Origin of the sequence: Serratia sp. EWG9, assembly GCF_019913725.1 — a bacterium.
Lineage (GTDB): Bacteria > Pseudomonadota > Gammaproteobacteria > Enterobacterales > Enterobacteriaceae > Serratia > Serratia ureilytica.
In genome coordinates this window covers 44,326-67,416 of sequence record NZ_JADNRO010000001.1, presented here as the reverse complement: position 1 = coordinate 67,416, position 23,091 = coordinate 44,326, and the positions used below count along the sequence as shown (strand labels likewise).

Sequence of the window (23,091 nt, the reverse complement as noted above, 5' to 3'; positions counted from 1 at the left end):
CGGATTAAAAACTTACGCTTCGCGTTCGAGGCCGAAATGCCGGTAGGCGTGCTGCGTCGCCAGACGGCCGCGCGGCGTGCGCTGGATAAAGCCCTGCTGGATCAGGAACGGTTCGATCACGTCTTCGATGGTCTCGCGCTCCTCGCCGATCGCCGCCGCCAGGTTATCCAACCCGACCGGGCCACCGGTAAACTTGTCGATAATCGCCAACAGCAGTTTGCGATCCATATAGTCGAAGCCTTCGGCATCGACGTTAAGCATATCGAGCGCCTGCGCCGCCACCGCGCCGCTGATCACGCCGTTGGCGCGCACTTCGGCGAAGTCGCGCACCCGGCGCAACAGACGGTTGGCGATACGCGGCGTGCCGCGCGCGCGGCGGGCTACCTCATGGGCGCCCTCGTCGGACAGCTCCAGCCCCAGGCAGCCGGCGCTGCGCGAGACGATGTGCTGCAGATCCGCCACCTGATAAAACTCCAGCCGCTGGACAATGCCGAAGCGATCGCGCAGCGGTGAGGTCAGCGAACCGGCGCGGGTGGTTGCACCCACCAAGGTAAACGGCGGCAGATCGAGCTTAATCGAACGCGCCGCCGGCCCTTCGCCGATCATGATATCCAGCTGATAGTCTTCCATCGCCGGATACAGCACCTCTTCCACCACCGGTGACAGGCGGTGAATCTCATCGATGAACAACACGTCATGCGGTTCAAGGTTGGTCAGCATCGCCGCCAGATCGCCCGCCTTCTCCAGCACCGGGCCGGAGGTGGTACGCAAATTCACGCCCATTTCGTTGGCCACGATGTTGGCCAGGGTGGTTTTCCCCAGCCCCGGCGGACCGAAGATCAGCAGGTGGTCGAGCGCGTCGCCGCGCTGCTTGGCCGCCTGGATGAAAATCTCCATCTGCTCGCGCACGTGCGGCTGGCCCACATATTCGGTCAGCAGCTTGGGACGAATGGCGCGATCGAGGACTTCTTCCTCGTTGAGCGGTTCGGCGGAGATCAGGCGATCGGCTTCAATCATTATCTACCTCTTAGCGGCCTTACAAAGCAGCGCGCAACGCGTCGCGGATCAGGGTCTCGCAGTCGGCACCCGGTTTGGCAATTTTGCTGACCATGCGGCTGGCTTCCTGCGGCTTATAGCCCAGCGCCACCAATGCCGAGACCGCTTCGGCCTCCGCATCCGCCTCAGGCGCTTTCTCAGCGGCGGACGGCAAGCTGATCTCGCTGCTGTTGAACAGATCGCCGTTGAGCCCTTTGAAGCGGTCTTTCATCTCTACCACCAGGCGTTCGGCGGTTTTCTTGCCCACGCCCGGCAGCTTGACCAGCGCGGTGATCTCTTCACGCTCCACCGCGCTGACGAACTGCTGCGCGGACATGCCGGACAGGATCGCGAGCGCCAGTTTCGGCCCGACGCCGTTGACCTTGATCAGCTCGCGGAACAGCGCGCGCTCTTGCTTATCGTTGAAACCATACAGCAGCTGCGCGTCTTCGCGCACCACGAAGTGGGTAAACACGATGGCCTCTTGCCCCAGTTCCGGCAGCTCGTAAAAGCAGGTCATCGGCATGTGCACTTCATAGCCCACGCCGTTCGCCTCCAATAACACTAGCGGCGGCTGCTTTTCCAGAATATTTCCTCTGAGACGACCTATCATTTACCCTCCTGCAGAATGACCGGGCATGGCGCCCTGCCATGCCGTTGCTGGTAAAGCTTATAACATAAAAAAGGCTGGATGAATATCCAGCCTGAGCAATCATCGCTTCGCGTCAGCGCAAACGCCCGCGCGCCAGGTTAAGCCGCCCTTCGCTCATCCGCAGCACGTTCTGGCTGAGGTGGCAGTGGGTGATGGCGATAGCCAGGGCGTCGGCGGCGTCCGCCTGCGGGTTGGCCGAGAGTTTGAGCAGCGAGCGCACCATGTGCTGCACCTGCGCCTTTTCGGCTGCGCCGGTGCCGACCACGGTTTGTTTGACCTGCCGCGCCGCATACTCGAACACTTCCAGATTCTGATTCACCGCCGCGACGATCGCGACGCCGCGCGCCTGGCCGAGCTTGAGCGCCGAATCCGGGTTCTTGGCCATAAACACCTGTTCGATGGCGAAGAAGTCGGGCTGAAACTGGGTGATGATCTCGCTGACGCCGGCGTAAATCAGCTTCAGCCGCGTCGGCATGTCGTCCACCACCGTGCGGATGCAGCCGCTGGCGATATAGCTCAACTGGCGCCCCTGCTGGCGGATAAGGCCATAGCCGGTGACGCGTGAGCCGGGATCGATACCGAGTATGATCGCCATATCTACATCCACCTTGCATGCACGGCGCCGCCTGATGGCGGCGCCCGTTTTACCGGATTACAGCGTCGCCGCCACTTCGTCGGAGATCTCACCGTTATGGTAAACTTCCTGCACGTCGTCGCAGTCTTCCAGCATATCGATCAGGCGCAGCAGCTTAGGCGCCGTTTCCGCGTCCATGTCGGCCTTGGTCGATGGGATCATCGACACTTCCGCCGCTTCGGCTTCGAAGCCTGCCGCGGTCAGCGCGTCTTTCACCGCGCCCAGGCTTTCCCAGGCGGTGAACACGTCGATGGCGCCATCGTCATAGGTCACGATGTCTTCCGCACCGGCTTCCAGCGCCGCTTCCATCACGCTGTCTTCATCCAGGCCCGGTGCGTAAGTGATTACGCCCTTCTTGGTGAACAGGTAGGCAACGGAACCGTCGGTACCCAGGTTGCCGCCGCATTTGGTGAAGGCGTGACGCACTTCCGCCACGGTGCGGTTACGGTTGTCACTCAGGCATTCAATCATGACGGCGGTGCCGCCAGGGCCGTAGCCTTCGTAGATGATGGTTTCCATGTTGGTATCATCATCGCCGCCCACGCCACGCGCGATCGCCCGGTTCATGGTGTCGCGCGTCATGTTGTTCGACAGCGCCTTGTCCATCGCCGCGCGCAGACGCGGGTTGGAATCCGGATCGCCGCCGCCCAGCTTCGCGGCAGTGACCAGCTCACGAATAATCTTGGTGAAAATTTTACCGCGCTTGGCGTCCTGCGCCGCTTTACGGTGCTTTGTGTTGGCCCACTTACTATGACCTGCCATAAAAAATCTCCGAAAAAAACTACTGGACTGAATTGATCACGAACTCTTCAATCGCCTGCTGATTGCTCCACGACTTGGTCAACTTCACGGCCTCGGCCGCCTCAAGCCATTGGTAAGCGTGATGCTCGGTAATCACCGGATCGCGCTCCTCGGGCAACGCCAGACAGAACCAGTGCTCTTTATTGCGCGTGGTTCCCGGCGCATAGCGATGTCGCAAATGGACAAAGAGTTCAAACTCCACGCAGCGTTGGCAATCGAACAACGGCAGGTGCTCTGCTTCGATATCGATGCCGACTTCTTCCATGACTTCACGCCGCGCGGCATGCGGTGGCGACTCATCCTGCTCCAGACTGCCGGTGACCGACTGCCAGAACTCGGTATCGTCGCGCCGCTGTAACATCAGCACCCGACCACTGGATTTCGCGTAAATCACTACCAGGATAGATTCAGGGCGCTTATAACTCATCACTCGCTCTCTTGTTCCGCACCGGCTTTCTTTACCACGCTGATCGCCAGCTCCTGCAGCGACGCCGGGTTGGCGAAGCTCGGGGCGTCGGTCATCAGACAGGCCGCCGCGGTGGTTTTCGGGAAGGCGATCACGTCGCGGATATTGTCGGTGCCGGTCAGCAGCATCACCAGACGGTCCAGGCCGAAGGCCAGGCCGGCGTGCGGCGGCGTGCCGTACTTCAGCGCGTCCAGCAGGAAGCCGAACTTCTCGCGCTGTTCGTGTTCGTCGATGCCCAGAATGCTGAATACCGTTTGCTGCATTTCGCTGCGGTGAATACGCACCGAACCGCCGCCCACTTCGTAACCGTTGATGACCATGTCATAAGCGTTGGCGATAGCGTTGACCGGCGCTGCGGCCAGCTCTTCCGGGCTCATGTCGCGCGGCGAGGTGAACGGGTGGTGCATCGCCGCCAGGCCGCCCTCTTCGTCTTCTTCGAACATCGGGAAGTCGACCACCCACAGCGGCGCCCAGCTGTCGAGTTGGGTCAGCCCCAGATCGCGCCCCAGCTTCAGGCGCAGTGCGCCCATCGCATCGGTGACAATCTTGAAGCTGTCTGCGCCGAAGAACAGGATGTCGCCGGTCTGCGCGTCGGTACGCGCCAGGACAGCTTCCAGCACTTCCGCGCTGAGGAATTTGGCGATCGGGCTCTGCACGCCTTCCATGCCGGCGGCGCGGTCGTTGACCTTCAGCCAGGCCAGGCCTTTCGCGCCGTAGATGTTGACGAAAGCGCCGTACTCATCGATCTGCTTGCGGGTCAGCTGTGCGCCGCCCGGTACGCGGATCGCCGCCACGCGGCCTTTGGCGTCGTTGGCCGGGCCGGAGAATACTTTGAACTCGACGTCCTTGACCAGGTCGGCCACGTCCACCAGCTCCAGCGGGTTACGCAGGTCCGGCTTATCGGAACCAAAGCGACGCATCGCTTCGGCGAAGGTCATGACCGGGAAATCGCCCAGATCCACACCCTTCACGTCCAGCCACAGTTCACGCGCCAGTTTCTCCATCACTTCACGCACCTGGTCGGCGGTCATGAAGGAGGTTTCGACGTCGATCTGGGTAAATTCAGGCTGACGGTCCGCACGCAGGTCTTCGTCACGGAAGCATTTGACGATCTGATAGTAACGATCGAAGCCGGACATCATCAGCAGCTGTTTAAACAGCTGCGGAGACTGCGGCAACGCGTAGAATTTGCCCTTGTGCACGCGGCTCGGCACCAGGTAATCGCGGGCGCCTTCCGGCGTCGCTTTGGTCAGCATCGGCGTTTCGATGTCGAGGAAGCCGTGGCTGTCCATGAAGCGGCGCACGAAGCTGGTGATTTTGGCGCGGGTCTTCAGACGCTCGGCCATTTCCGGGCGGCGCAGATCCAGGTAGCGGTATTTCAGGCGCGCTTCTTCGCTGTTGACCTGGTTGGAGTCCAGCGGCAGCGGCTCGGAGCGGTTGATGATCTCGAGCGCGTGGGCAAACACTTCCACTTCGCCGGTGGCCATATCTTTATTGATCTGGCTGTCCGGACGCGCACGCACGGTGCCGACGATCTGGATGCAGAACTCATTGCGCAGGTCGTAGGCCTTGTCGAACGCCACTTTCTCGTCCGGATCGAAGAACACCTGCACGATGCCTTCGCGGTCGCGCATATCAATAAAGATCAGGCCGCCGAGATCGCGACGACGATTGACCCAACCACACAGAGTGACTTCCTGGCCCACGTGGGACAGATTCAACTGCCCGCAATATTCAGTACGCATACGCTATCCTTTTACACAGCCGATGCCGCGCCGGGCTAGTGCGCCCCTGTCGCGCGGCTGTTATCTGATAAATTCTACTTGTTACCCGGTTTAAAATCCGTCGCATACCAGCCGGTGCCCTTAAGCTGGAAACCGGAAGATGAAATCAACTTGGTCAACGCGGGCTGCCCACACGCCGGGCAGTCTGCCAGCGGCGCATCGGAAAATTTTTGCAATTTCTCTAACCGATGGTTGCAAGCACCACATGCATATTCATAAATCGGCATAGGTCGTTGGATTAAAGAGTGTTGAAAAAAGGGAGTCATTATAAAGGAAATTCATCCGCCCGATAAGTGCGAACACAGCATTGTTACTGCACTAAATGGCGCGTTTTTGTTCGAATCAACACATCGGTTAACAAATTTCCCATTAACCTGCGACAGTTTTTTCACGTAGCCTGATTCTCCCCCGGTTTTGCGCCGAACGCAGCTCGCCCGACGCGCCGAACAGTTTTTATCCACTTCGCAACGAGATGAAATCCATGCTGAAACTTGACGCCCAAACCACCGCTCTGGTGCTGATCGATTTGCAAAACGGCATTCTGCCCTACGCCGGCGGCCCGCACGGCGCCGACCAGGTGGTGGCGAACGCCGCCCTGCTGGCCGCGCGTTTTCGCATGCTGGGCGCGCCGGTGCTGTTGGTGCGCGTCGGTTGGTCAGACTCCTTCGCCGAGGCGCTGAAACAACCGGTGGATAAACCGGCTCCCGCGCCCGCCGGCGGTTTGCCGGCCACCTGGTGGGAGTTCCCCGCGCCGCTGGCGGTCTGCGACAGCGATATTCTGATCACCAAGCGCCAATGGGGCGCCTTCTACGGCACCGATCTGGACTTGCAGCTGCGCCGTCGCGGCATCAAATCCGTAGTCTTGGGCGGCATATCCACCAATATCGGCGTGGAATCCACCGCCCGCGCCGCCTGGGAACACGGCTATGAGCTGGTGATCGCCGAAGACGTCTGCAGCGCGCAGAACGCGGAAATGCACCGTTTCGCGTTCGAACACATCTTCCCGCGTTTGGCGCGGGTGCGCGACACCGGCGAAATTCTTGCCGCGCTCGACCGGTAACGTTAAGTTGTAGCCTGATAAGCCAAGCACAAGTAAAGGAAGACAAGCCGTGATCTACATCGGACTGCCACAGTGGCAACATGCAGCCTGGAACCGTATCGGGCTGCGCGACTTGGCGGATTACAGCCGCTACTTCAACTGTGTGGAGGGCAACACCACCTTCTATGCGCTGCCGAAGCTGGAAATCGTGCAGCGCTGGCGCGACATGACCGGCGACGATTTTCGCTTTTGCTTCAAATTCCCGTCGGACATCAGCCATAAGGCCGCCCTGCGCAACTGCGCCGCCGAGCTGCAGGCGTTTTACCACTGCCTGAGCCCGGTGCATCAACGCATCGGGCAATTGTGGCTGCAGTTGCCAGCCGCCTTCGGCCCCGATGAGCTGCCGCGCATGTGGCAGTTCTTCGAAAGCCTGCCGCAGGAGTTCACTTACGGCGTCGAAGTGCGTCATCCGGCATTTTTCGCCAAAGGCGAGGAAGAGCGCGCGTTGAATCAGGGGCTGCATCAGCGCGGCATCAATCGGGTGATCCTCGACAGCCGCCCGGTGCATCACGCCGCCCCTAATACCGCCGCCGTGCGCGATGCCCAGCAGAAAAAACCGAAGCTGCCGGTGCACGCGTTAGTCACCGCCGACCAACCGCTGGTGCGTTTTATCGGCGGCGACCAATTGGCCGACAACCTGCGCTGGTTCGAAGCCTGGCAGCAAAAACTGCCGCTGTGGCAGCAACAGCATCAACCGTATCTGTTTATTCATACGCCGGACAACGGCGATTCGCCCCAGCAAGCACAAAAAATTTGGCAGCAGCTGCGCCGGGCGATCCCCGATTTGCCTGCGCCGCCGGGCTGGCCAGAGCAAAATGCACTGTTTTGACCTATTAATCTGACCAATAACATCAAATATTTCCCCGCGACAGTGAATACAATGACGGCTATGATGCTGGCTGCCAGTTTTGGTTAGGGAACGGAGTTAAAAATGGTAAGCGCGCTTTATGTGGTGCTCGGCGCATTGTTGTTGATCAAACTCTCTTATGACGTTGTCAGATTAAGGATGCAGTACCGCGTAGCCTACGGCGACGGCGGTTTTTACGAATTGCAGACCGCCATCCGCGTGCATGGCAACGCCGTTGAATACATTCCTATCGCTGCTGTATTGCTGGTGATTATGGAAATGAACGGCGCGGAAATCTGGATGATCCACCTTTGCGGCCTGATGCTGATGGCCGGGCGACTGGTGCATTACTACGGTTTGCGCAACCGCGAGGTTCGCTGGCGTCGTTCGGGCATGGCCGCGACCTACATCTCTTTGTTGTTGATGGTTCTGGCAAATATCTTCTATCTGCCCTGGGATCTGATTTTCAGCCTGCATTGATCCCGTTTTATCATCAGGCGGCCGCGCCGCCTGCTTCCGCTCCGCTTTTTTACGCTTTTCTGTTAGACTACGCAGCTTCGAATTCTGAACTGATTTGCCGCTATGCCAAACCGCGATACTCTTTTCTCAGCCCCCATCGCCAAACTGGGCGACTGGACCTTCGACGAACGCGTCGCCGAAGTGTTTCCCGACATGATCCAACGCTCCGTTCCCGGCTATTCCAACATCATCTCGATGATCGGCATGCTGGCCGAACGTTTTGTGCAACCCGACAGCCGGGTGTATGACCTGGGCTGCTCGCTGGGCGCGGCGACGCTGTCGATGCGGCGGAATATCAGGGTGCCCGGCTGCACTATCGTCGCCGTCGACAATTCGCCGGCGATGGTGGAACGTTGCCGCCGCCATATCGACGCCTTCCGCGCCGACACGCCGGTCGACGTCATCGAAGCCGATATTCGCGACATCGATATCGAAGACGCCTCGATGGTGGTGCTGAACTTTACGCTGCAGTTCCTCGAACCTGCCGATCGCCTGCGCCTGCTGGAAAAAATTTATCGTGGCCTGCGCCCGGGCGGCGCACTGGTGCTGTCGGAAAAGTTCAGCTTTGAAGACGCCGAAGTCGGCGAGCTGCTGTTCAACATGCACCACGATTTCAAGCGCGCCAACGGGTACAGCGAGCTGGAGATCAGCCAAAAACGCAGCATGCTGGAAAACGTGATGCTCACCGACTCGGTGGAAGCGCACAAGGCGCGTCTGCAACAGGCTGGATTCGAGCATGCCGAAGTGTGGTTCCAGTGCTTCAACTTCGGTTCATTGATCGCTCTGAAAGCGGGGGATGCGCAATGATCGAGTTTGGTGACTTCTATCAGCGCATTGCCAAGAGCCCCCTCAGCCACTGGCTGGATACGTTGCCCGCTCAGCTGAGCGCCTGGCAGCGCGAATCGCTGCACGGCAAATTCAAGCAGTGGTTCAACTCGGTGGAGCATTTGCCGACGCTGACTCCCACCCGTCTCGATCTGCTGCACGGCGTGCGCGCCGAGATGGAGCCGGGGCTGTCGCCGGGCCAGCTTGAAGGCATCGAGAAAATGCTGCGCACCCTGATGCCGTGGCGCAAAGGGCCCTTCTCGCTGTATGGCATCGATATCGATACCGAATGGCATTCCGACTGGAAATGGGATCGCGTACTGCCGCACATTTCTCCGCTGGCCGGCCGCACCATTCTCGACGTCGGCTGTGGCAGCGGCTATCACCTGTGGCGCATGATTGGCGCCGGCGCACACTTCGCCGTGGGTATCGATCCGATGCAGCTGTTCCTGTGCCAGTTTGAAGCCGTGCGCAAACTGTTGGGCGGCGATCAGCGCGCCCATCTGCTGCCGCTCGGCATCGAGCAGTTGCCGGATCTGGCGGCGTTCGACACCGTGTTCTCGATGGGGGTGCTGTATCATCGCCGCTCGCCGCTCGATCATCTCCATCAGTTGAAAAATCAGCTGGTAGCTGAAGGTGAGCTGGTGCTGGAAACGCTGGTGGTGGAAGGCGACCGTCACCAGGTGCTGGTGCCGGGCGACCGTTATGCGCAGATGCGCAACGTGTATTTCATCCCTTCCGCCGAAGCGCTGAAATGCTGGCTGGAGAAGTGCGGCTTTGTCGACGTGAAGATCGCCGATATGTGCGTCACCAGCCTCGAAGAGCAGCGACGCACTGACTGGATGACCAGCGAATCGTTGGCCGAATTCCTCGATCCGAACGATCGCAGCAAAACGGTCGAAGGCTATCCGGCGCCGCTGCGCGCCGTGCTGATCGCCAAAAAGCCCTAGCGCACGCTAATCGGGCCGGCCTACGCCGGCCCGCCTTCACCCGTTACTGACATCGACAATCCGCAGTTCATAAACCATCGTCGCGTTTGGCGGGATCTGCGGCGCATAGCCAGTTTCACCGTACGCCAACGCCGGCGGCACCACCATCGTCAGCGAGCCGTGATTTTTCAGATGGCCGATAGCCTCGCGGAACAACGGCGGATAGGCGGAGAGCGGCTGGGACATCACCTTCCCACTGCGATCCATATCCTGAATCACGCGACCGTCGGTTAAACTTTCTTTCACCACGATATCCACCCGCGCGTTTTCCGTAATGGCCTCATCACCCGCATAATCGATGCGATACCAGAAACCGGAAGGCGACTTCTGCGTGCCCTTCTTCTTTTGGAACTCGGCGACGAACGCCTCACCTTTGCTGGCCTGCGTCTTCGCCGCCTGGTTTCTGGCGTCGTTCACCGCTTTTTCCGACTCCGCCAGTGCGCTGGTCAACTGCGCATCGCTCAACTGGTAATGGCCGTTGAAGGTATCGATCACGCCCGCCAGCAGCACGGTTTTGTCGGGCGTGATACCCCAATTTTTACGCTCCGCCAGCATCGTTTGAATATCGCGCCCCAAAGCGACACCGGCGGCATAGCTCTGTTGCTCCGGCTTTTTCTTCAGCGCTTGCCTATCCGGCAGCCATTTGGCCCGCGATCTCAGCCCGTCCAGTTCCTCACGCAAGGCTTGCTGCGCCTGATGCGCGGCCGCCAGCTCCGTCGCCGTTTTATCCGCCTGTTGCGCCGCTTTATCCCGTTGCTGCGCAGCCTGCGCGCTTTCCGCCGTTACCACCGCCAAACGTTGTTCCAACGCTTTAGCTTGCTCGGTTTGCGTCTTGTTTTTTTCCTGCAGCTGCGCCAGCTGCTGCTGAAGTTCACCCGTCGCCTTGGCGGCCTCGGCCTTTTGCTGATCCAGCGCCATCTTCAGGTTTTTCTCTTGCTGCCCACCGTGCTGGCGTTGGCTTTCCTGCTCTTTTTGCAACTGCGTCAGCTGCTGTTGCAGTACGCCGAGCGCCTTGGCGGCTTCGGCCCTCTGCTGTTCCAGTTCAGCGGCGGCCGCTTTTCGGTCCTGTTCATAACGCTGGCGCGCTTTATCGTTGGCAGCTTGCGCCGCCGCCAGTTTCTCCTGCCAAACCTGTTGCTGCGCGTTATCAGACTGTTTTGGCAACGCCGCCAACCGTTGCTCCAGCGATGCGATGCGTCGATCCCGCTCCTCGGTTTGCTGCTTTTGCCGCGCTAACGCCGCTTGCGCCTCGGCGATTTGCGCCTGAGCCTTACGCTCCTGCGGCGTCAGGTTCAGCGCCTGCCGCACGCCGCTGGCAAAGTCGCTCAACGCGCTCAGATCGGGCGCCGGAGCCGGTTTATCGGCAGCCGCCAGGGAAGACGCGACGCGCAATGCGGTCAGCTCCTGCTGCAGTGATTGAATGGAAGCCTGCTGTTGCTCCAGTCGGGCATCTTTCTCGCGCAGCGCCTTTTGCCACTGCGCCAGCTGCTGCTTCTGCGCCGTCGCCTCACGCGTTTGAAGCTGGCGGGATGCCGACTTCTGGGGGGCCTGGGGTTGCGTGACGGCGGCATCAGCCTCCGCTGCCGGTGCATCCTGCCGCTGGTAGCGCTCGGCAAACTGCAATAACGCCGGCACATCGTCATCCGCAGCGGCCACCGCCGGCGCAAACGCCAACGGTATCATCAGGCTCAGTAACGCCTTTCTCGCACGCGGGGTCATTGGGTGCGCTCTCCACGCTCAGCCAGACCGGTCATCATGGCAGAACTGATGTCTGCGCACAGACGGCTGGTGCGATAACGATACAGGGCGTCAACGGTTTCCTGCGTCCCCGTGTTGACCCGCTGACGCACCCCGGCATACTGCGCGGCGCCGCCCATCAAAGCATCGAATTCGCGTTTGAATTTTTGGTATTTTTCGTTATCCATGCCGCGCATGGCATCCAGCTCGCGCTGGCACTGCTGCATGCGTTCGGCCTCACGTTGCCGTTTGTCTTGCTCCGCAATTTCTTCTGCGCTGGGGGGCTTACTTAAGGTTGAAACAGGCCGCTTGGTGGTCTGGCAGCCGGTCAGGGCCAAGGTCAGCAAAAGCGCAGCGGTCAAACAGTGTGCCGTACGGGTCATTATCGTTATCTCCTTGTAAAGTCCGCCGTCGACGTGCTCTGTGGCTGCGCCGACGGCTCTCCTCATTGGTGCTGTGATGTTCCGGCCATAAAAACCGGCGGTGAATAGGTATAGAAATGCAGACGCGGTGATGAACGGCAGAGCGCAAATCATTCACCACGCCAATACATACCAAAAAATCATTTAATATTATGATATTTAAAGGATTTTAACTCACAAACTTATCAGCAGGGCATGACGAGCGCAAGAGAAGAGATGGCGCCTGACCGAGCGAGCAACAGTGCAGGAATGGGCGCAGTGTCTTAACAAGGCATAAAAAAAGCCCCGGCAAAACGCCGGGGCCTGGTACTTGCGTGATCACCGAAGGCCAGTGACACGCAAAGGGGTCTTACGGCCCGGAAACCGGTTATCAAACGCGGTTAGCTGCGTGTTTATGCGCTTTGCGCCAAGGGGTCAACCAAGGCCAGCGCGTTTTTCATCGCCTCCACCATTTCGCCATCCACGCAATAATGGCTAAATTCGTCAAACTCGTTATCGGAACACATGGTGACCCCCGCCTTGCGATAACGCATGGTCGATGGCACCAGATGGCCGGAAGAGCTGTGCAATTCATGCAGGCCGATATCGACAAACTTGTGCAAATTGCTCAGACGCACGCCGGCGCCCGCCATGATCACCGGACCCTGGCTGGCCTGACGCAAATCACGCAACAGCGGCAGGCCCAGTTCGGCGCTCTGCTGTTGACCGGAAGTCAGAATGCGCGCCACGCCCAGGTCGGTTAGTTGCTCCAGCGCCACCATCGGGTTTTGACACATGTCGAATGCGCGATGGAACGTGACAGCCATCCCCTCGCACAACGTCATTACCTCGCGCATCCGCGGCAGATCGATATGCCCTTCTTCGTCCAGCATGCCGACGACCACGCCGGGGAATCCCAACTCGCGGATCTGGCGGATATCCTGCTTGATCACCTCGAAATCCACCGCGCCATAACAGAAATCGCCACCGCGAGGGCGTACGATCGGATGAACCGGAATCGAAACCCGTTCCCGCGCCAAACGCAGCGTGCCATAACTCGGCGTCAATCCGCCCTCGCTCTGGCTGGCGCATAACTCGATACGATCGGCGCCCGCCCGTTCGGCCGTTAGCGCGCAGTCGACGCTAAAGCAACAAACTTCCAGTTTTATCATTGTCACCCCCAGATAACGGCCAACATACGGCGGCAATTGTTCATTTCTTCATTTCTCACGTAGGCTCATGCTTAGGCATAAACCGGCTCAGGGTTGTAACTATGGCATTCAATTTTGATCAATGGGTAGACCGCAGTCACAGTGACAGCGTTAAGTGGGATAAATATCGCGACCGCGACATCATTCCACTGTGGGTCGCCGACAGCGACTTCGCCTCCCCGCCGGCGGTCATCGACGCCTTGCAGCGGCGCGTGGCGCACGGCGTGTTCGGCTACACGCACCCATCCCCCGATCTTCTTGAGGTTTTTACCCGCCGCATGGTAGAGCGCTACCGCTGGCACATCAAGCCTGAATGGATCCTTTTCCTGCCCGGCCTGGTGTGCGGCTTGAACCTGTGCGTGCGCGCCTTCACCGAAGACCATCAGAGCACGCTCGCGCCCAGCCCCATTTATCCGCCATTTCGCAAAGCGGCCAAATTCGCCGGGCGCAAGCACCTCTCGGTACCGCTGGCGGCAACAGGCCAACGTTGGGTGCTGGATTTTTCCGCGCTGCATGGGCAGCTCAGCGGCAATGAGAAGCTCCTGCTGCTGTGCAACCCGCAAAATCCCGGAGGCACCGTTTATCGTCGAGAAGAGCTGTCGCAGCACCATCAGTTCGCCCGCGAGCACGATTTAATCGTCTGTTCGGATGAAATCCACTGCGAATTGCTGCTTGAACCCGGCGCACGGCATATTCCTTTCGCCACCCTGAACGAAGACGCGGCCCAGCGCAGCGTAACGCTGATGTCGCCGTCAAAGGCGTTTAATCTCGCCGGGCTGGGCGCCTCGATGGCGATCGTCCCTAATGAGGCGCTGCGACAAAAGCTGAAACGCGCGCGCAGCGGCATCGTGCCGGAGATCAATCTGCTGGCGCTGGTCGCCGCCCAAGCGGCCTATCAATACGGGCAACCCTGGCTGGACGAGCAGTTGATTTATCTGCGCGCCAATCGCGATCGGGTGACAGAGCGCATCAACGCCATGCCGGGATTGAAGTTGTTGCCGATTGAAGCCACCTATTTGGCCTGGATCGACTGCGGGGCGTTGCCGGTGGACAATCCGCATCAGTTCTTCGAGCGAGCGGGCGTTGGATTAAGCGCCGGTTTGGATTTCGGCGATCGGCGCTTTGTACGACTGAACTTCGGTTGTCGGCGGGCCCTGCTCGATGAAGCGCTCGATCGCATGGCGCGGGCCTGCGCCACGCTGTTCGACTAGCCTTGCTCGCTGGCGACAATGTCCCGAATGGAGTAAGGATGAAACTTGATCGTGACCGTTCCATCGGTGATGGCCAACGTCGGGTTCGGCAACCGCTCGCCCTCGCCTTTTGGCGAGCTTTGCTTCAGCTTGATCCCCGGCGCCAGCAACGCTTCATCAGCGAGATGGCTCAACGCGCGGGCGTGCAACGTCTGCGGATCGCCGCTCAGCACTAGCTCGACATGTTCCCACCCTTCATGCGGATACCGTTTCTCCCCGGGATACGGCAGCTCGACGCAATCTATCCGCCACGGCCCCACGGCCAGCGGCTGCTGTAAATCAAACAGACAGATAGGCCGCCCGTTGATCATCGATTCGGACAACAGTGTCCCGCACTGCATCAATCCCTGGCGCCAGCGTTCGGCGGTAGCGTTCTGGTGACAGCGCAAGGAAATGTGATCGGCGGTAAACGAGGACAGGTCAAGCTGCAATCTGGCGGCGAATTGTTGCAACGCCTGCTCGAAACGCGGCAGGTCGAGCCTCAGATCGTCAAGCTCGGCAATGGCCTGCAAGGGATTGGTCATAGAAACCTCAAAACAACGAGCGCAAAGTTAAACGCCGTAATTTACACGGTGGCGACGGCGCTCGCCAGAGTGGCGAGATTTTTCAGCGGCAGTACAGCATAATTTTCGGTTCTGGATGGAGGACGAAAAACCCAGCGCTTATTAAGATGGCAGCTTATTAATTCGGCAATTAAATAAAAAATAGGATTTTTCGCAATCCATTATATCATTTCCTTATGACAGTAAAATTTAAGTTATTTTGCACAAAACCCTCCGCCACCTGCGGGCCAAATCGATTGATTTTTTGCGCTTAATCAAACCTCGCCCACTTATATAAGTCACACAAAACCACAAGCTTAACCAATTGTAAACAAAGAGAATGCCGCACAAAAAATGATGAAAAAGTAAGGATTATCTTAATTTAATGCCGGGCAATTGATTCACCCACTCAACTCGGCTACTTTGGGGGAAATTTAAATTAGAGATGATCATTATGTTATTGCTGACGATATCCTTGGTGTTGATAATTATCGCCGTATACGCCATCTACCGTCATTTTAAATCTCGCAGCACCAATACGCTGGATTCCGGTCGCCGCAATAAAAAACGCTAGCCCCTCATTTTTTCCACCGTATATCTTCTCTCGGTTGTCCATCTTTTACCCCCACGGCAATAACGCGCGCCTCCGCAACTGTTTCATCGCTGCGGTCGCGCCAACTGCTGACGGGCTCCCTCAGATCGGTTACAATTGCAGGCTGTTTTGTGGAGGTCGCCGCCGCCCGCGCGCCGTTGACCACCACCGTTGAATCCCTCGGGGGCTGGTTTCGGCCCCTCGTTCGTCATTAAGGTAACCCGGTGAATATTCAGGTTCTTCTTTCAGATAAAGTCAGCCAGGCGCTGATCGCCGCTGGCGCGCCAGCCGATTGCGAAGCGCAGGTCCGCCCATCCGCCAAGGCGCAGTTTGGTGATTACCAGGCCAACGGCGTGATGTCAGTCGCCAAAAAGCTGGGCATGCCGCCCCGTCAACTGGCGGAAAAAGTGGTGCAACTGCTGGATCTCGGCGACGTCGCCAGTAAAGTGGAAATCGCCGGCCCCGGCTTTATCAATATCTTCCTGAACAGCGACTGGGTCGCCCGCCAGGCCGACCAGGTGCTGAACGCACCGAAATTGGGCATTGCGCCGGTTGAACCGCAAACCATCGTTATCGACTATTCCGCGCCGAACGTGGCGAAAGAAATGCACGTCGGCCACCTGCGCTCCACCATCATCGGCGACGCCGCAGCGCGTACTCAGGAGTTTCTGGGCCATAAAGTGATCCGCGCCAACCACGTCGGCGACTGGGGCACCCAGTTCGGCATGCTGATTGCCTACCTGGAAAAAATGCAGAATGAAAACGCCAGCGATATGGGCTTGTCCGATCTCGAGCAGTTCTACCGCGAAGCCAAGAAGCATTACGATGAAGACGCCGAGTTCGCCGAGCGCGCACGCGCTTACGTCGTGAAGCTGCAGGGCGGCGATCAATACTGCCTGAAAATGTGGCGCAAGCTGGTCGACATCACCATGGCGCAAAACCAGCTGACCTATAACCGCCTGAACGTCACGCTGACCGAAGACGACGTGATGGGCGAAAGCCTGTATAACGCGATGCTGCCGGGCATCGTCGCCGATCTGAAAGCCAAAGGGCTGGCGGTGGAAAGCGAAGGCGCCACCGTGGTGTTCCTCGACGAATACCAGAACAAGGACGGCGACCCGATGGGCGTCATCATCCAGAAAAAGGATGGCGGCTACCTCTATACCACCACCGATATCGCCTGCGCCAAGTATCGCTACGAGACCCTGGGCGCCAATCGCGTGCTGTATTACATCGATTCCCGCCAGCATCAGCACCTGATGCAGGCCTGGACCATCGTGCGCAAAGCCGGTTATGTGCCGGAGTCCGTCTCGCTGGAACATCACATGTTCGGCATGATGCTGGGCAAAGACGGCAAGCCGTTCAAAACCCGCTCAGGCGGCACCGTGAAGCTCTCCGATCTGCTGGATGAAGCCATCGAACGCGCCGAACAGTTGATCGCCGGCAAAAACCCGGACATGCCGGAAGACGAAATGAAGACCATCGCTCGCGTGGTCGGTATCGGCGCGGTGAAATACGCCGATCTGTCGAAAAGCCGCACCACCGACTATGTTTTCGACTGGGATAACATGCTGGCCTTCGAAGGCAATACCGCGCCTTACATGCAATACGCCTATACCCGTGTGGCATCGGTATTCAAACGCGCCGGGATCGACGAAAGCAGCCTGACGCTGCCGCTGACCCTGACCGAAGAGCGTGAAATTGCGCTGGCCACTCGCCTGCTGCAGTTCGAAGAGGTGCTCACCGCCGTCGCGCGTGAAGGCACGCCGCACGTCATGTGCAGCTACCTGTACGATCTGGCCGGCTTGTTCTCCGGCTTCTACGAGCACTGCCAGATCCTCAACGCCGACAGCGAAGAAGCCCGTCAGAGCCGCCTGAAGCTGGCGCTGCTGACCGCCAAAACGCTGAAAACCGGCCTGGATACGCTGGGGATCGAAACCGTCGAGCGCATGTAAACCGCGCCGCGCAGAAAAGCAAAAAGGTCGCCGTGGCGACCTTTTTTTTACGCTTTCACTCGGCTCAGACGACCCGGCGCGCGAAATCACGCGGGCGGAAACCCAACCCGGCCAGCACGCCGAAGTAGGCTACCACACCGGCCACCACCACCGCCGCCAAGCGCAGCAAACGCTCCAGCATGTTGCCCTGATCCCAGGCCGGCATCAGCCACATCAAGCCAATCAGCACGGCCGACATCACCAGTACGGCAATCACCAGCTTGGTGAGGAACAGCGCCCAACCCGGCTGTGGCTGGAAGATTTTCTGCTTGCGCAGCTGCCAATACAGCAGCGCGGCGTTCAGGCAGGCCGCCAAACCGATCGACAGCGCCAGGCCGGCATGCTTCAGCGGACCGATAAACGCCAGGTTCATCACCTGCGTCATGATCAGCGTAATGATGGCGATCTTGACCGGCGTTTTGATGTCCTGACGCGAATAAAAGCCCGGCGCCAGCACCTTAACCACGATCAGCCCCATCAGCCCCACCGAGTAAGCCACCAGCGCGCGTTGCGTCATCGCCGCGTCAAAGGCGCTGAACTTGCCGTACTGGAACAGCGAGACGGTCAACGGTTTGGCCAAAATACCCAGCGCGATGGCGCTCGGCAGCGCCAGCAGGAAGCACAGGCGCAGCCCCCAATCCATCAGGCGCGAATACTCGTCGTGGTTGCCGCTCGAGAAGCTTTTGGCCAGCGACGGCAGCAGGATGGTGCCCAATGCCACCCCCAGCACGCCGGAAGGAAACTCCATCAGGCGGTCGGCATAGTACATCCAGGACACCGAGCCGGACACCAGGAACGATGCGAAGATCGTGTTGATGATCAGCGAGATCTGGCTGACCGACACCCCAAGGATCGCCGGCCCCATCTGGCGCATCACCCGCCAGACCCCGGCGTCACCCAATTTGATGCGCGGCAGCACCAGCATGCCGATCTTGCGCAGGTGCGGCAGCTGATAGCCCAGTTGCAGCACGCCGCCGACCACCACCGCCCACGCCAGCGCCAGCACCGGCGGGTGGAAATACGGCGCGGCGAACAGCGCGAAGCCGATCATGCTGACGTTAAGCAGCGTTGGCGCAAAGGCCGGGATCGAGAAACGGTTCCAGGTATTGAGGATCGCCCCCACCAGCGAGGCCAGCGAAATCAATAAAATATAGGGGAAGGTAATGCGCAGCAGCGCCGACGTCAGCGCAAACTTGTCGGGCGTATCGGTAAAGCCCGGCGCAGTGATATAGATCACCCAGGGTGCGGCCAGCATCCCCAGCACCGTCACCACCGCCAGCACCAACGTCAACAGCCCGGAGACATAGGCGATAAAGGTGCGCGTCGCTTCCTCGCCCTGCTGGCTCTTATATTCCGCCAGGATCGGCACGAAAGCCTGCGAAAATGCGCCTTCGGCAAAGATACGACGCAGCAGGTTAGGAAGTTTGAACGCCACGAAGAAGGCGTCCGTTGCCATGCCGGCCCCAAACACGCGCGCGACGATCGCATCGCGGGCAAAGCCCAACACCCGCGAAAACATCGTCATCGAGCTGACGGCAGCCAAGGATTTGAGTAGGTTCATGTGGTTGTCTGATAGGTACCGTAAATATCAACGCCTGCAACAGCAGGCGTCAGTGAAACAATCGGCTCAGTTTACGCATTCGGAAAAGAATAGCTACCGCCATATGTTACATAGAGTTATCGCGTAACAAACGCTCGACCACACGCTGCGCAACCAGCGCCTGCTCGCCGCCGGTTTCCGGCGCGCTCTGATTGGCGACGGCGCAGAGGAAATGCCGCACCGCCCCGTCGAAACCGCGTTGCACCAGCGTGCTTTGCCAACCCGGCACCGGCTGTTCCAACTCGCCCTGCGCATCTTCGCGCAGCCAGTGGCGCATATCGGTCAATTGATACCGCGCGCCGTCGGTCACCGCCTGCACGCTTTCGCGCTGGCTGCCGCCGCGGCGATGCATGCTGGTCGTCACCTGCGTATCGCCACAGGCGAAGTGGTGCTCGGCGTACAGCATTTCGCCTGCAGCGTTGGCGCGCACGCTGCCGCTCAGCAGTTGCTCGCCTCCGCCCGCCAGCCACAGGGCGGTGTCCACCACGTGCAGATAGTCATCCAGCAGGGTAAAGCGCAGATCGTGAGGGCCGACGCTGTCCGCCCGATGTTTATCCATGCGAATGGAGGCGGGCTGATTCATTTGCTGCTTGAGTTGGCGGTAAAGCGGCGCGAAACGGCGGTTGAACCCCACCATCAGCGTTTTGCCCCGCCGCTCGGCCAGCTCAAGCAACTGCTCGCCCTGCTCCAGCGTTTCCGCCAGCGGCTTATCGACGTAAACATGTACGCCACGGTTAAGCAGCTCGCTAATGACCGAAAAATGGCTGGCGGTGCTGCTGTGGACAAAGACCGCATCGCACTGTTCGGCCAAGCTGTCCAGCCGAGGGAAACAGGCCATGCGGTAGCTGTCGCACAGCGGCTGCGCTTTCTGTTGATTAGGCGAGAAGCCGCCCACCAGCGTCCAGTCCGCCGCCTGACTGAGGATCGGCAGGTAGGCCTTCTGCGCGATGCTGCCCAGCCCCACTATGCCCACGCGCAATTTAGTCATGCGTTTCCCTCGCCAACAGTTGCTGCACCTGCCGTTTCAGCTCCGCCACGTCGTTTTCCAACGCGCTGACTCTGGCGCTCAATTCACCGTCGATCTCCGACTCGAGCGCCGGCGGCGCCTCATCGATTGGCCCGCTGAACAGATGCATGAAGCGGCTTTCGCGCTTGCCCGGCTCGCGCGCCAGGCGCACCACGAACGGGCCGTCTTCGCGCGTGGTCAACTGCTGCAGCACCTGTTCGACCTCGCTGACATCGCTGAACTCGTGCATTCGGTTGGTGCGCGTGCGCAGCTCGCCCGGCGTTTGCGCGCCGCGCAGCAGTAAGGTGGCGATCACCGCCAGTTCGGCGGGAGAGAGCTTCAGCTGGCCAAACTCGGAATTGCAAAACCGCTGCTCGTATTTCACGACCCGATTGCCGAACCCGCTGAGGGTGCGCAGGAAATGTTTGCGCAGCAACAGATCGAGGAGTTGCTGCACCTCGCTTTCACTCAGATCCATCACCGGCTCGCGGTTGGTCTTTTGGTTACAGGCCAGGGTAATGGCGTTAAGCGAAAGCGGGTATTGGTCCGGCGTCGTCACCTGTTTTTCCAACAGGCAGCCGATGACCCGGGCCTCTTTGGCGTTCAATTCATATTTCATCGTTTGGCCTCAACGTGGGGGTAGCCACTCTTTATTGGTGTATGCCGTCAAAACGTGGTCTTGCCACTTGCCGTCGATCAGCAGGTAATCTTTGGCGTAACCTTCGCGTTCGAATCCCAGACGCGTTAGCAATGCGCCGCTGCGCTGGTTATGCGGCATATAGTTGGCCATGATGCGGTGCATGCGCTGTTGGCGCAGCATATAGCGGATGGCGGACTGCAAGGCTTCGAACATCAACCCCTGCCCCTGCCATTTCTCCCCCAGCGAATAACCGAGGAAGCAGGCGTGAAACGAACCGCGCAACACGTTGCTGAAGTTCGCCACGCCGCGGACTTCCTGCTCTTCCGGATCGAGCAGGATAAAATAGTAGGCGCTGCCCTGCTTTTGCATTTCAGCGATCATCCCCAGGCGCGCCTGCCAGCCGGACGGATAACAATGGCTTTCATCGCGCACCGGCTCCCAGGGTTTGAGAAAGGTCCGGTTCTCGGCATAATAGTCCGCCAGACGATAGGCGTCCCGTTCATGCACTAAACGGACCACCATCCGGTCGGTAGTAAGACGTACTTTTGGCGATGCAGAGCGGTAGCCGAACATCATTTCCCCCGCGGTCAAAACGGTTCGATAAGAAGTATTTATTAGGAAGCGTCGTGGATAATTATCCGACGCCGATCTGAGGCCATGACTTTATGTTGCCAATAGCGCCTCAGAACCGCGCTCCCTTGCATTCAATATAACCGTAGGCCGCCCCCGAGGTAAAATACCGGCCGCTCAGTAAATCGCCGAATACGCGTTTTACGGCGTTTTTCCGCCAATTTTGCAGTTCAGGTAACACCTTGACGATAAAAAAATATTATCTACTCCGCCCCTGTCGCCGTCCGCCAATTGGGTAGAGAATGGTGGGGTTGCCTTCCCCCTCTCTCTTAATTGCTCATGGTGATGCATGTCTCTGGTGTCGCAAGCGCGCAGCTTGGGTAAATATTTTCTGTTGCTCGACAACCTGCTGGTGGTTTTAGGCTTCTTTGTCGTGTTCCCGCTTATTTCGATCCGCTTCGTCGATCAGCTGGGATGGGCGGCACTGATCGTCGGCATCGCGCTGGGTTTGCGTCAGTTGCTGCAACAAGGGCTCGGCATCTTTGGCGGCGCGGTCGCCGATCGCTTTGGCGCCAAGCCGATGATCGTCACCGGCATGCTGCTGCGCGCCGCCGGTTTCGCCACCATGGCGATGGCCGATGCGCCGTGGATCCTGTGGTTCTCCTGCGCGCTGTCGGCCCTCGGCGGCACGCTGTTCGATCCGCCGCGCACCGCTTTGGTGATCAAACTGACCCGTCCGCACGAACGCGGCCGCTTTTTCTCGCTGTTGATGATGCAGGACAGCGCCGGCGCGGTAGTCGGCGCGCTGATCGGCAGTTGGCTGCTGCAATACGATTTCCACTTTGTCTGCTGGGTCGGGGCGGCGATCTTCGTGCTGGCCGCAGGCTGGAACGCCTGGTTACTGCCGGCTTATCGCATCTCCACCGTGCGCGTACCGATGAAAGAAGGCATGTTGCGGGTCGTGCGCGATCGCCGCTTCCTCACCTATGTCCTGACGCTGACCGGCTACTATATGCTGGCGGTACAGGTGATGCTGATGCTGCCGATCGTGGTCAATGAAATTGCCGGCTCACCGGCGGCGGTGAAATGGATGTACGCGATCGAAGCGGCGCTGTCGCTGTCGCTGCTCTATCCGCTGGCGCGTTGGGGTGAAAAACATTTTCGGCTTGAACAACGCCTGATGGCGGGCCTGCTGCTGATGACGCTCAGCCTGCTGCCGATCGGCCTTGCCAGCAGCCTGCAAGGCGTGTTCACGCTGATCTGCTGTTTCTATCTGGGTTCGATCATCGCCGAGCCGGCGCGCGAAACGCTCAGCGCGTCGCTGGCCGATCCGCGGGCGCGCGGCAGCTACATGGGCTTCAGCCGCCTCGGGCTGGCGTTGGGCGGTGCGTTGGGATATACCGGCGGCGGTTGGATGTACGATACCGGGCGGATGATGAACATGCCGGAGCTGCCCTGGCTGCTGCTCGGCGCCGTAGGCTTCGCCACGCTGCTGGCGCTGTACTGGCAATTCAGCCCGCGGCGCAACGCGTCGGTGATACTGCGCGGCGGCTAACGCCATAGAAATCCGGCCGAATCGGCAACAGCTGCTATCCTGTTAGTAAAAACACCCACAGGAGCCCGTCGGCATGAGCGAAGAAGCCAAATTACCGCAACTACTCGAACATATGATACTGAACTTGCGCATGATTTATGCGCGCTCCACCCTGGTGGAAAAGGCGCTGGCGCATATCCTCGCCAGCGACGCCGGCCTGAAAAACGATATTATCAAACAGCTGCAGGTCGTTACCGCCGCCAACGAACGCGATCAGATCGATTTGGAACAAGCCCGCATTCACCTGATCGATGTGCTCAACTCGGTACCGGTCAAGAAATAGCACTCCTCGCCCGCGCCTGT

Annotated in this window: 25 protein-coding genes; 9 read left to right on the top strand and 16 right to left on the bottom strand. The window is 59.3% G+C overall.

Annotated features, from left to right (window positions below):
* Window positions 1–12: 12 nt before the first annotated feature.
* From ruvB to ITX55_RS00350, 7 genes are all read right to left on the bottom strand, one after another.
* A complete protein-coding gene (ruvB, locus tag ITX55_RS00380) occupies window positions 13–1,017 on the bottom strand; it encodes a Holliday junction branch migration DNA helicase RuvB (RefSeq protein ID WP_033643352.1) in 1,005 nt (334 codons plus the stop codon).
* Between the two features lie 19 nt (window positions 1,018–1,036).
* Complete coding sequence (ruvA, locus tag ITX55_RS00375) at window positions 1,037–1,648, bottom strand: Holliday junction branch migration protein RuvA (RefSeq protein WP_033643353.1); 612 nt, start codon at window positions 1,646–1,648, stop codon at window positions 1,037–1,039.
* 112 nt (window positions 1,649–1,760) lie between these two features.
* Window positions 1,761–2,282, bottom strand: coding sequence for a crossover junction endodeoxyribonuclease RuvC (gene ruvC / locus ITX55_RS00370; RefSeq protein WP_004932367.1), 522 nt, complete (start codon window positions 2,280–2,282; stop codon window positions 1,761–1,763).
* Window positions 2,283–2,339: 57 nt separating this feature from the next.
* Window positions 2,340–3,083, bottom strand: coding sequence for a YebC/PmpR family DNA-binding transcriptional regulator (locus tag ITX55_RS00365; RefSeq protein WP_004932370.1), 744 nt, complete (start codon window positions 3,081–3,083; stop codon window positions 2,340–2,342).
* A gap of 19 nt (window positions 3,084–3,102) precedes the next feature.
* Window positions 3,103–3,549, bottom strand: a complete 447-nt coding sequence (nudB, locus tag ITX55_RS00360) for a dihydroneopterin triphosphate diphosphatase (RefSeq protein ID WP_004932373.1) — start codon at window positions 3,547–3,549, stop codon at window positions 3,103–3,105.
* Window positions 3,549–5,333 (bottom strand): aspartate--tRNA ligase, encoded by a 1,785-nt coding sequence (aspS, locus tag ITX55_RS00355; RefSeq protein WP_033643354.1) that lies wholly within the window; start codon window positions 5,331–5,333, stop codon window positions 3,549–3,551. Before aspS ends, nudB begins: the two co-directional genes overlap by 1 nt.
* 74 nt (window positions 5,334–5,407) lie before the next feature.
* Entirely contained in the window at window positions 5,408–5,599 is a 192-nt protein-coding gene (locus tag ITX55_RS00350; RefSeq protein ID WP_033632845.1) for an FmdB family zinc ribbon protein, read from the bottom strand.
* 254 nt (window positions 5,600–5,853) lie between these two features.
* Between ITX55_RS00350 and ITX55_RS00345 the strand changes: the two genes are divergently transcribed.
* The 5 genes from ITX55_RS00345 to cmoB all read left to right on the top strand — a co-directional run bounded on the left by ITX55_RS00345 (window position 5,854) and on the right by cmoB (window position 9,612).
* Window positions 5,854–6,432 carry a hydrolase gene (locus tag ITX55_RS00345; protein WP_033643355.1) on the top strand — a complete coding sequence of 193 codons (579 nt, stop codon included), beginning with the start codon at window positions 5,854–5,856 and terminating at the stop codon, window positions 6,430–6,432.
* A 52-nt stretch (window positions 6,433–6,484) separates the two neighbouring features.
* Window positions 6,485–7,300 (top strand): DUF72 domain-containing protein, encoded by an 816-nt coding sequence (locus tag ITX55_RS00340; RefSeq protein ID WP_197756065.1) that lies wholly within the window; start codon window positions 6,485–6,487, stop codon window positions 7,298–7,300.
* Window positions 7,301–7,402: 102 nt separating this feature from the next.
* The gene (locus tag ITX55_RS00335; RefSeq protein ID WP_004932387.1) at window positions 7,403–7,798 is read left to right on the top strand and encodes an MAPEG family protein; all 396 of its coding nucleotides are present in this window, start codon (window positions 7,403–7,405) and stop codon (window positions 7,796–7,798) included.
* Window positions 7,799–7,900: 102 nt separating this feature from the next.
* On the top strand, window positions 7,901–8,644 hold the full coding sequence (gene cmoA, locus ITX55_RS00330) for a carboxy-S-adenosyl-L-methionine synthase CmoA (protein ID WP_033650946.1): 744 nt from the start codon (window positions 7,901–7,903) through the stop codon (window positions 8,642–8,644).
* Entirely contained in the window at window positions 8,641–9,612 is a 972-nt protein-coding gene (cmoB, locus tag ITX55_RS00325) for a tRNA 5-methoxyuridine(34)/uridine 5-oxyacetic acid(34) synthase CmoB (RefSeq protein ID WP_108680912.1), read from the top strand. The genes cmoA and cmoB overlap by 4 nt, the downstream gene beginning before the upstream one ends.
* A gap of 36 nt (window positions 9,613–9,648) precedes the next feature.
* Here cmoB and ITX55_RS00320 read toward each other — a convergent pair whose 3' ends face one another.
* The 3 genes from ITX55_RS00320 to cutC form a co-directional block, all read right to left on the bottom strand.
* Window positions 9,649–11,370: an FKBP-type peptidyl-prolyl cis-trans isomerase N-terminal domain-containing protein gene (locus tag ITX55_RS00320; protein ID WP_108680913.1), complete on the bottom strand. Its 1,722-nt coding sequence runs from the start codon at window positions 11,368–11,370 to the stop codon at window positions 9,649–9,651.
* Window positions 11,367–11,771 carry a hypothetical protein gene (locus tag ITX55_RS00315; protein WP_033643360.1) on the bottom strand — a complete coding sequence of 135 codons (405 nt, stop codon included), beginning with the start codon at window positions 11,769–11,771 and terminating at the stop codon, window positions 11,367–11,369. Before ITX55_RS00315 ends, ITX55_RS00320 begins: the two co-directional genes overlap by 4 nt.
* Window positions 11,772–12,202: 431 nt before the next feature.
* The gene (cutC, locus tag ITX55_RS00310) at window positions 12,203–12,961 is read right to left on the bottom strand and encodes a copper homeostasis protein CutC (protein ID WP_033643362.1); all 759 of its coding nucleotides are present in this window, start codon (window positions 12,959–12,961) and stop codon (window positions 12,203–12,205) included.
* Window positions 12,962–13,062: 101 nt separating this feature from the next.
* Between cutC and ITX55_RS00305 the strand changes: the two genes are divergently transcribed.
* Window positions 13,063–14,211 carry a MalY/PatB family protein gene (locus ITX55_RS00305; RefSeq protein WP_108680915.1) on the top strand — a complete coding sequence of 383 codons (1,149 nt, stop codon included), beginning with the start codon at window positions 13,063–13,065 and terminating at the stop codon, window positions 14,209–14,211.
* On the opposite strand, the gene ITX55_RS00300 is transcribed toward ITX55_RS00305, so the two are convergent.
* The gene (locus ITX55_RS00300; protein WP_033643364.1) at window positions 14,208–14,774 is read right to left on the bottom strand and encodes a VOC family protein; all 567 of its coding nucleotides are present in this window, start codon (window positions 14,772–14,774) and stop codon (window positions 14,208–14,210) included. The genes ITX55_RS00305 and ITX55_RS00300 overlap by 4 nt on opposite strands.
* Window positions 14,775–15,249: 475 nt before the next feature.
* Window positions 15,250–15,408, bottom strand: a complete 159-nt coding sequence (locus tag ITX55_RS00295; RefSeq protein ID WP_154219869.1) for a hypothetical protein — start codon at window positions 15,406–15,408, stop codon at window positions 15,250–15,252.
* 200 nt (window positions 15,409–15,608) lie between these two features.
* Here ITX55_RS00295 and argS point away from each other — a divergent pair, with 200 nt between their 5' ends.
* Window positions 15,609–17,339, top strand: a complete 1,731-nt coding sequence (gene argS, locus ITX55_RS00290; RefSeq protein ID WP_033650942.1) for an arginine--tRNA ligase — start codon at window positions 15,609–15,611, stop codon at window positions 17,337–17,339.
* A gap of 64 nt (window positions 17,340–17,403) precedes the next feature.
* Here argS and murJ read toward each other — a convergent pair whose 3' ends face one another.
* The 4 genes from murJ to rimJ form a co-directional block, all read right to left on the bottom strand.
* Window positions 17,404–18,939, bottom strand: a complete 1,536-nt coding sequence (gene murJ, locus ITX55_RS00285; RefSeq protein ID WP_033643367.1) for a murein biosynthesis integral membrane protein MurJ — start codon at window positions 18,937–18,939, stop codon at window positions 17,404–17,406.
* A gap of 106 nt (window positions 18,940–19,045) precedes the next feature.
* Complete coding sequence (locus tag ITX55_RS00280; protein ID WP_197752032.1) at window positions 19,046–19,966, bottom strand: Gfo/Idh/MocA family protein; 921 nt, start codon at window positions 19,964–19,966, stop codon at window positions 19,046–19,048.
* Window positions 19,959–20,603 carry a YceH family protein gene (locus ITX55_RS00275; RefSeq protein ID WP_042784746.1) on the bottom strand — a complete coding sequence of 215 codons (645 nt, stop codon included), beginning with the start codon at window positions 20,601–20,603 and terminating at the stop codon, window positions 19,959–19,961. The genes ITX55_RS00280 and ITX55_RS00275 overlap by 8 nt, the downstream gene beginning before the upstream one ends.
* A gap of 9 nt (window positions 20,604–20,612) precedes the next feature.
* The gene (gene rimJ / locus ITX55_RS00270) at window positions 20,613–21,197 is read right to left on the bottom strand and encodes a ribosomal protein S5-alanine N-acetyltransferase (protein WP_033644290.1); all 585 of its coding nucleotides are present in this window, start codon (window positions 21,195–21,197) and stop codon (window positions 20,613–20,615) included.
* 346 nt (window positions 21,198–21,543) lie between these two features.
* Here rimJ and mdtH point away from each other — a divergent pair, with 346 nt between their 5' ends.
* Together mdtH and ITX55_RS00260 are read left to right on the top strand one after the other, a co-directional pair.
* Window positions 21,544–22,749, top strand: coding sequence for a multidrug efflux MFS transporter MdtH (gene mdtH, locus ITX55_RS00265; protein WP_033643370.1), 1,206 nt, complete (start codon window positions 21,544–21,546; stop codon window positions 22,747–22,749).
* 73 nt (window positions 22,750–22,822) lie between these two features.
* Window positions 22,823–23,071: a hypothetical protein gene (locus tag ITX55_RS00260; RefSeq protein ID WP_033643371.1), complete on the top strand. Its 249-nt coding sequence runs from the start codon at window positions 22,823–22,825 to the stop codon at window positions 23,069–23,071.
* Window positions 23,072–23,091 lie beyond the last annotated feature (20 nt).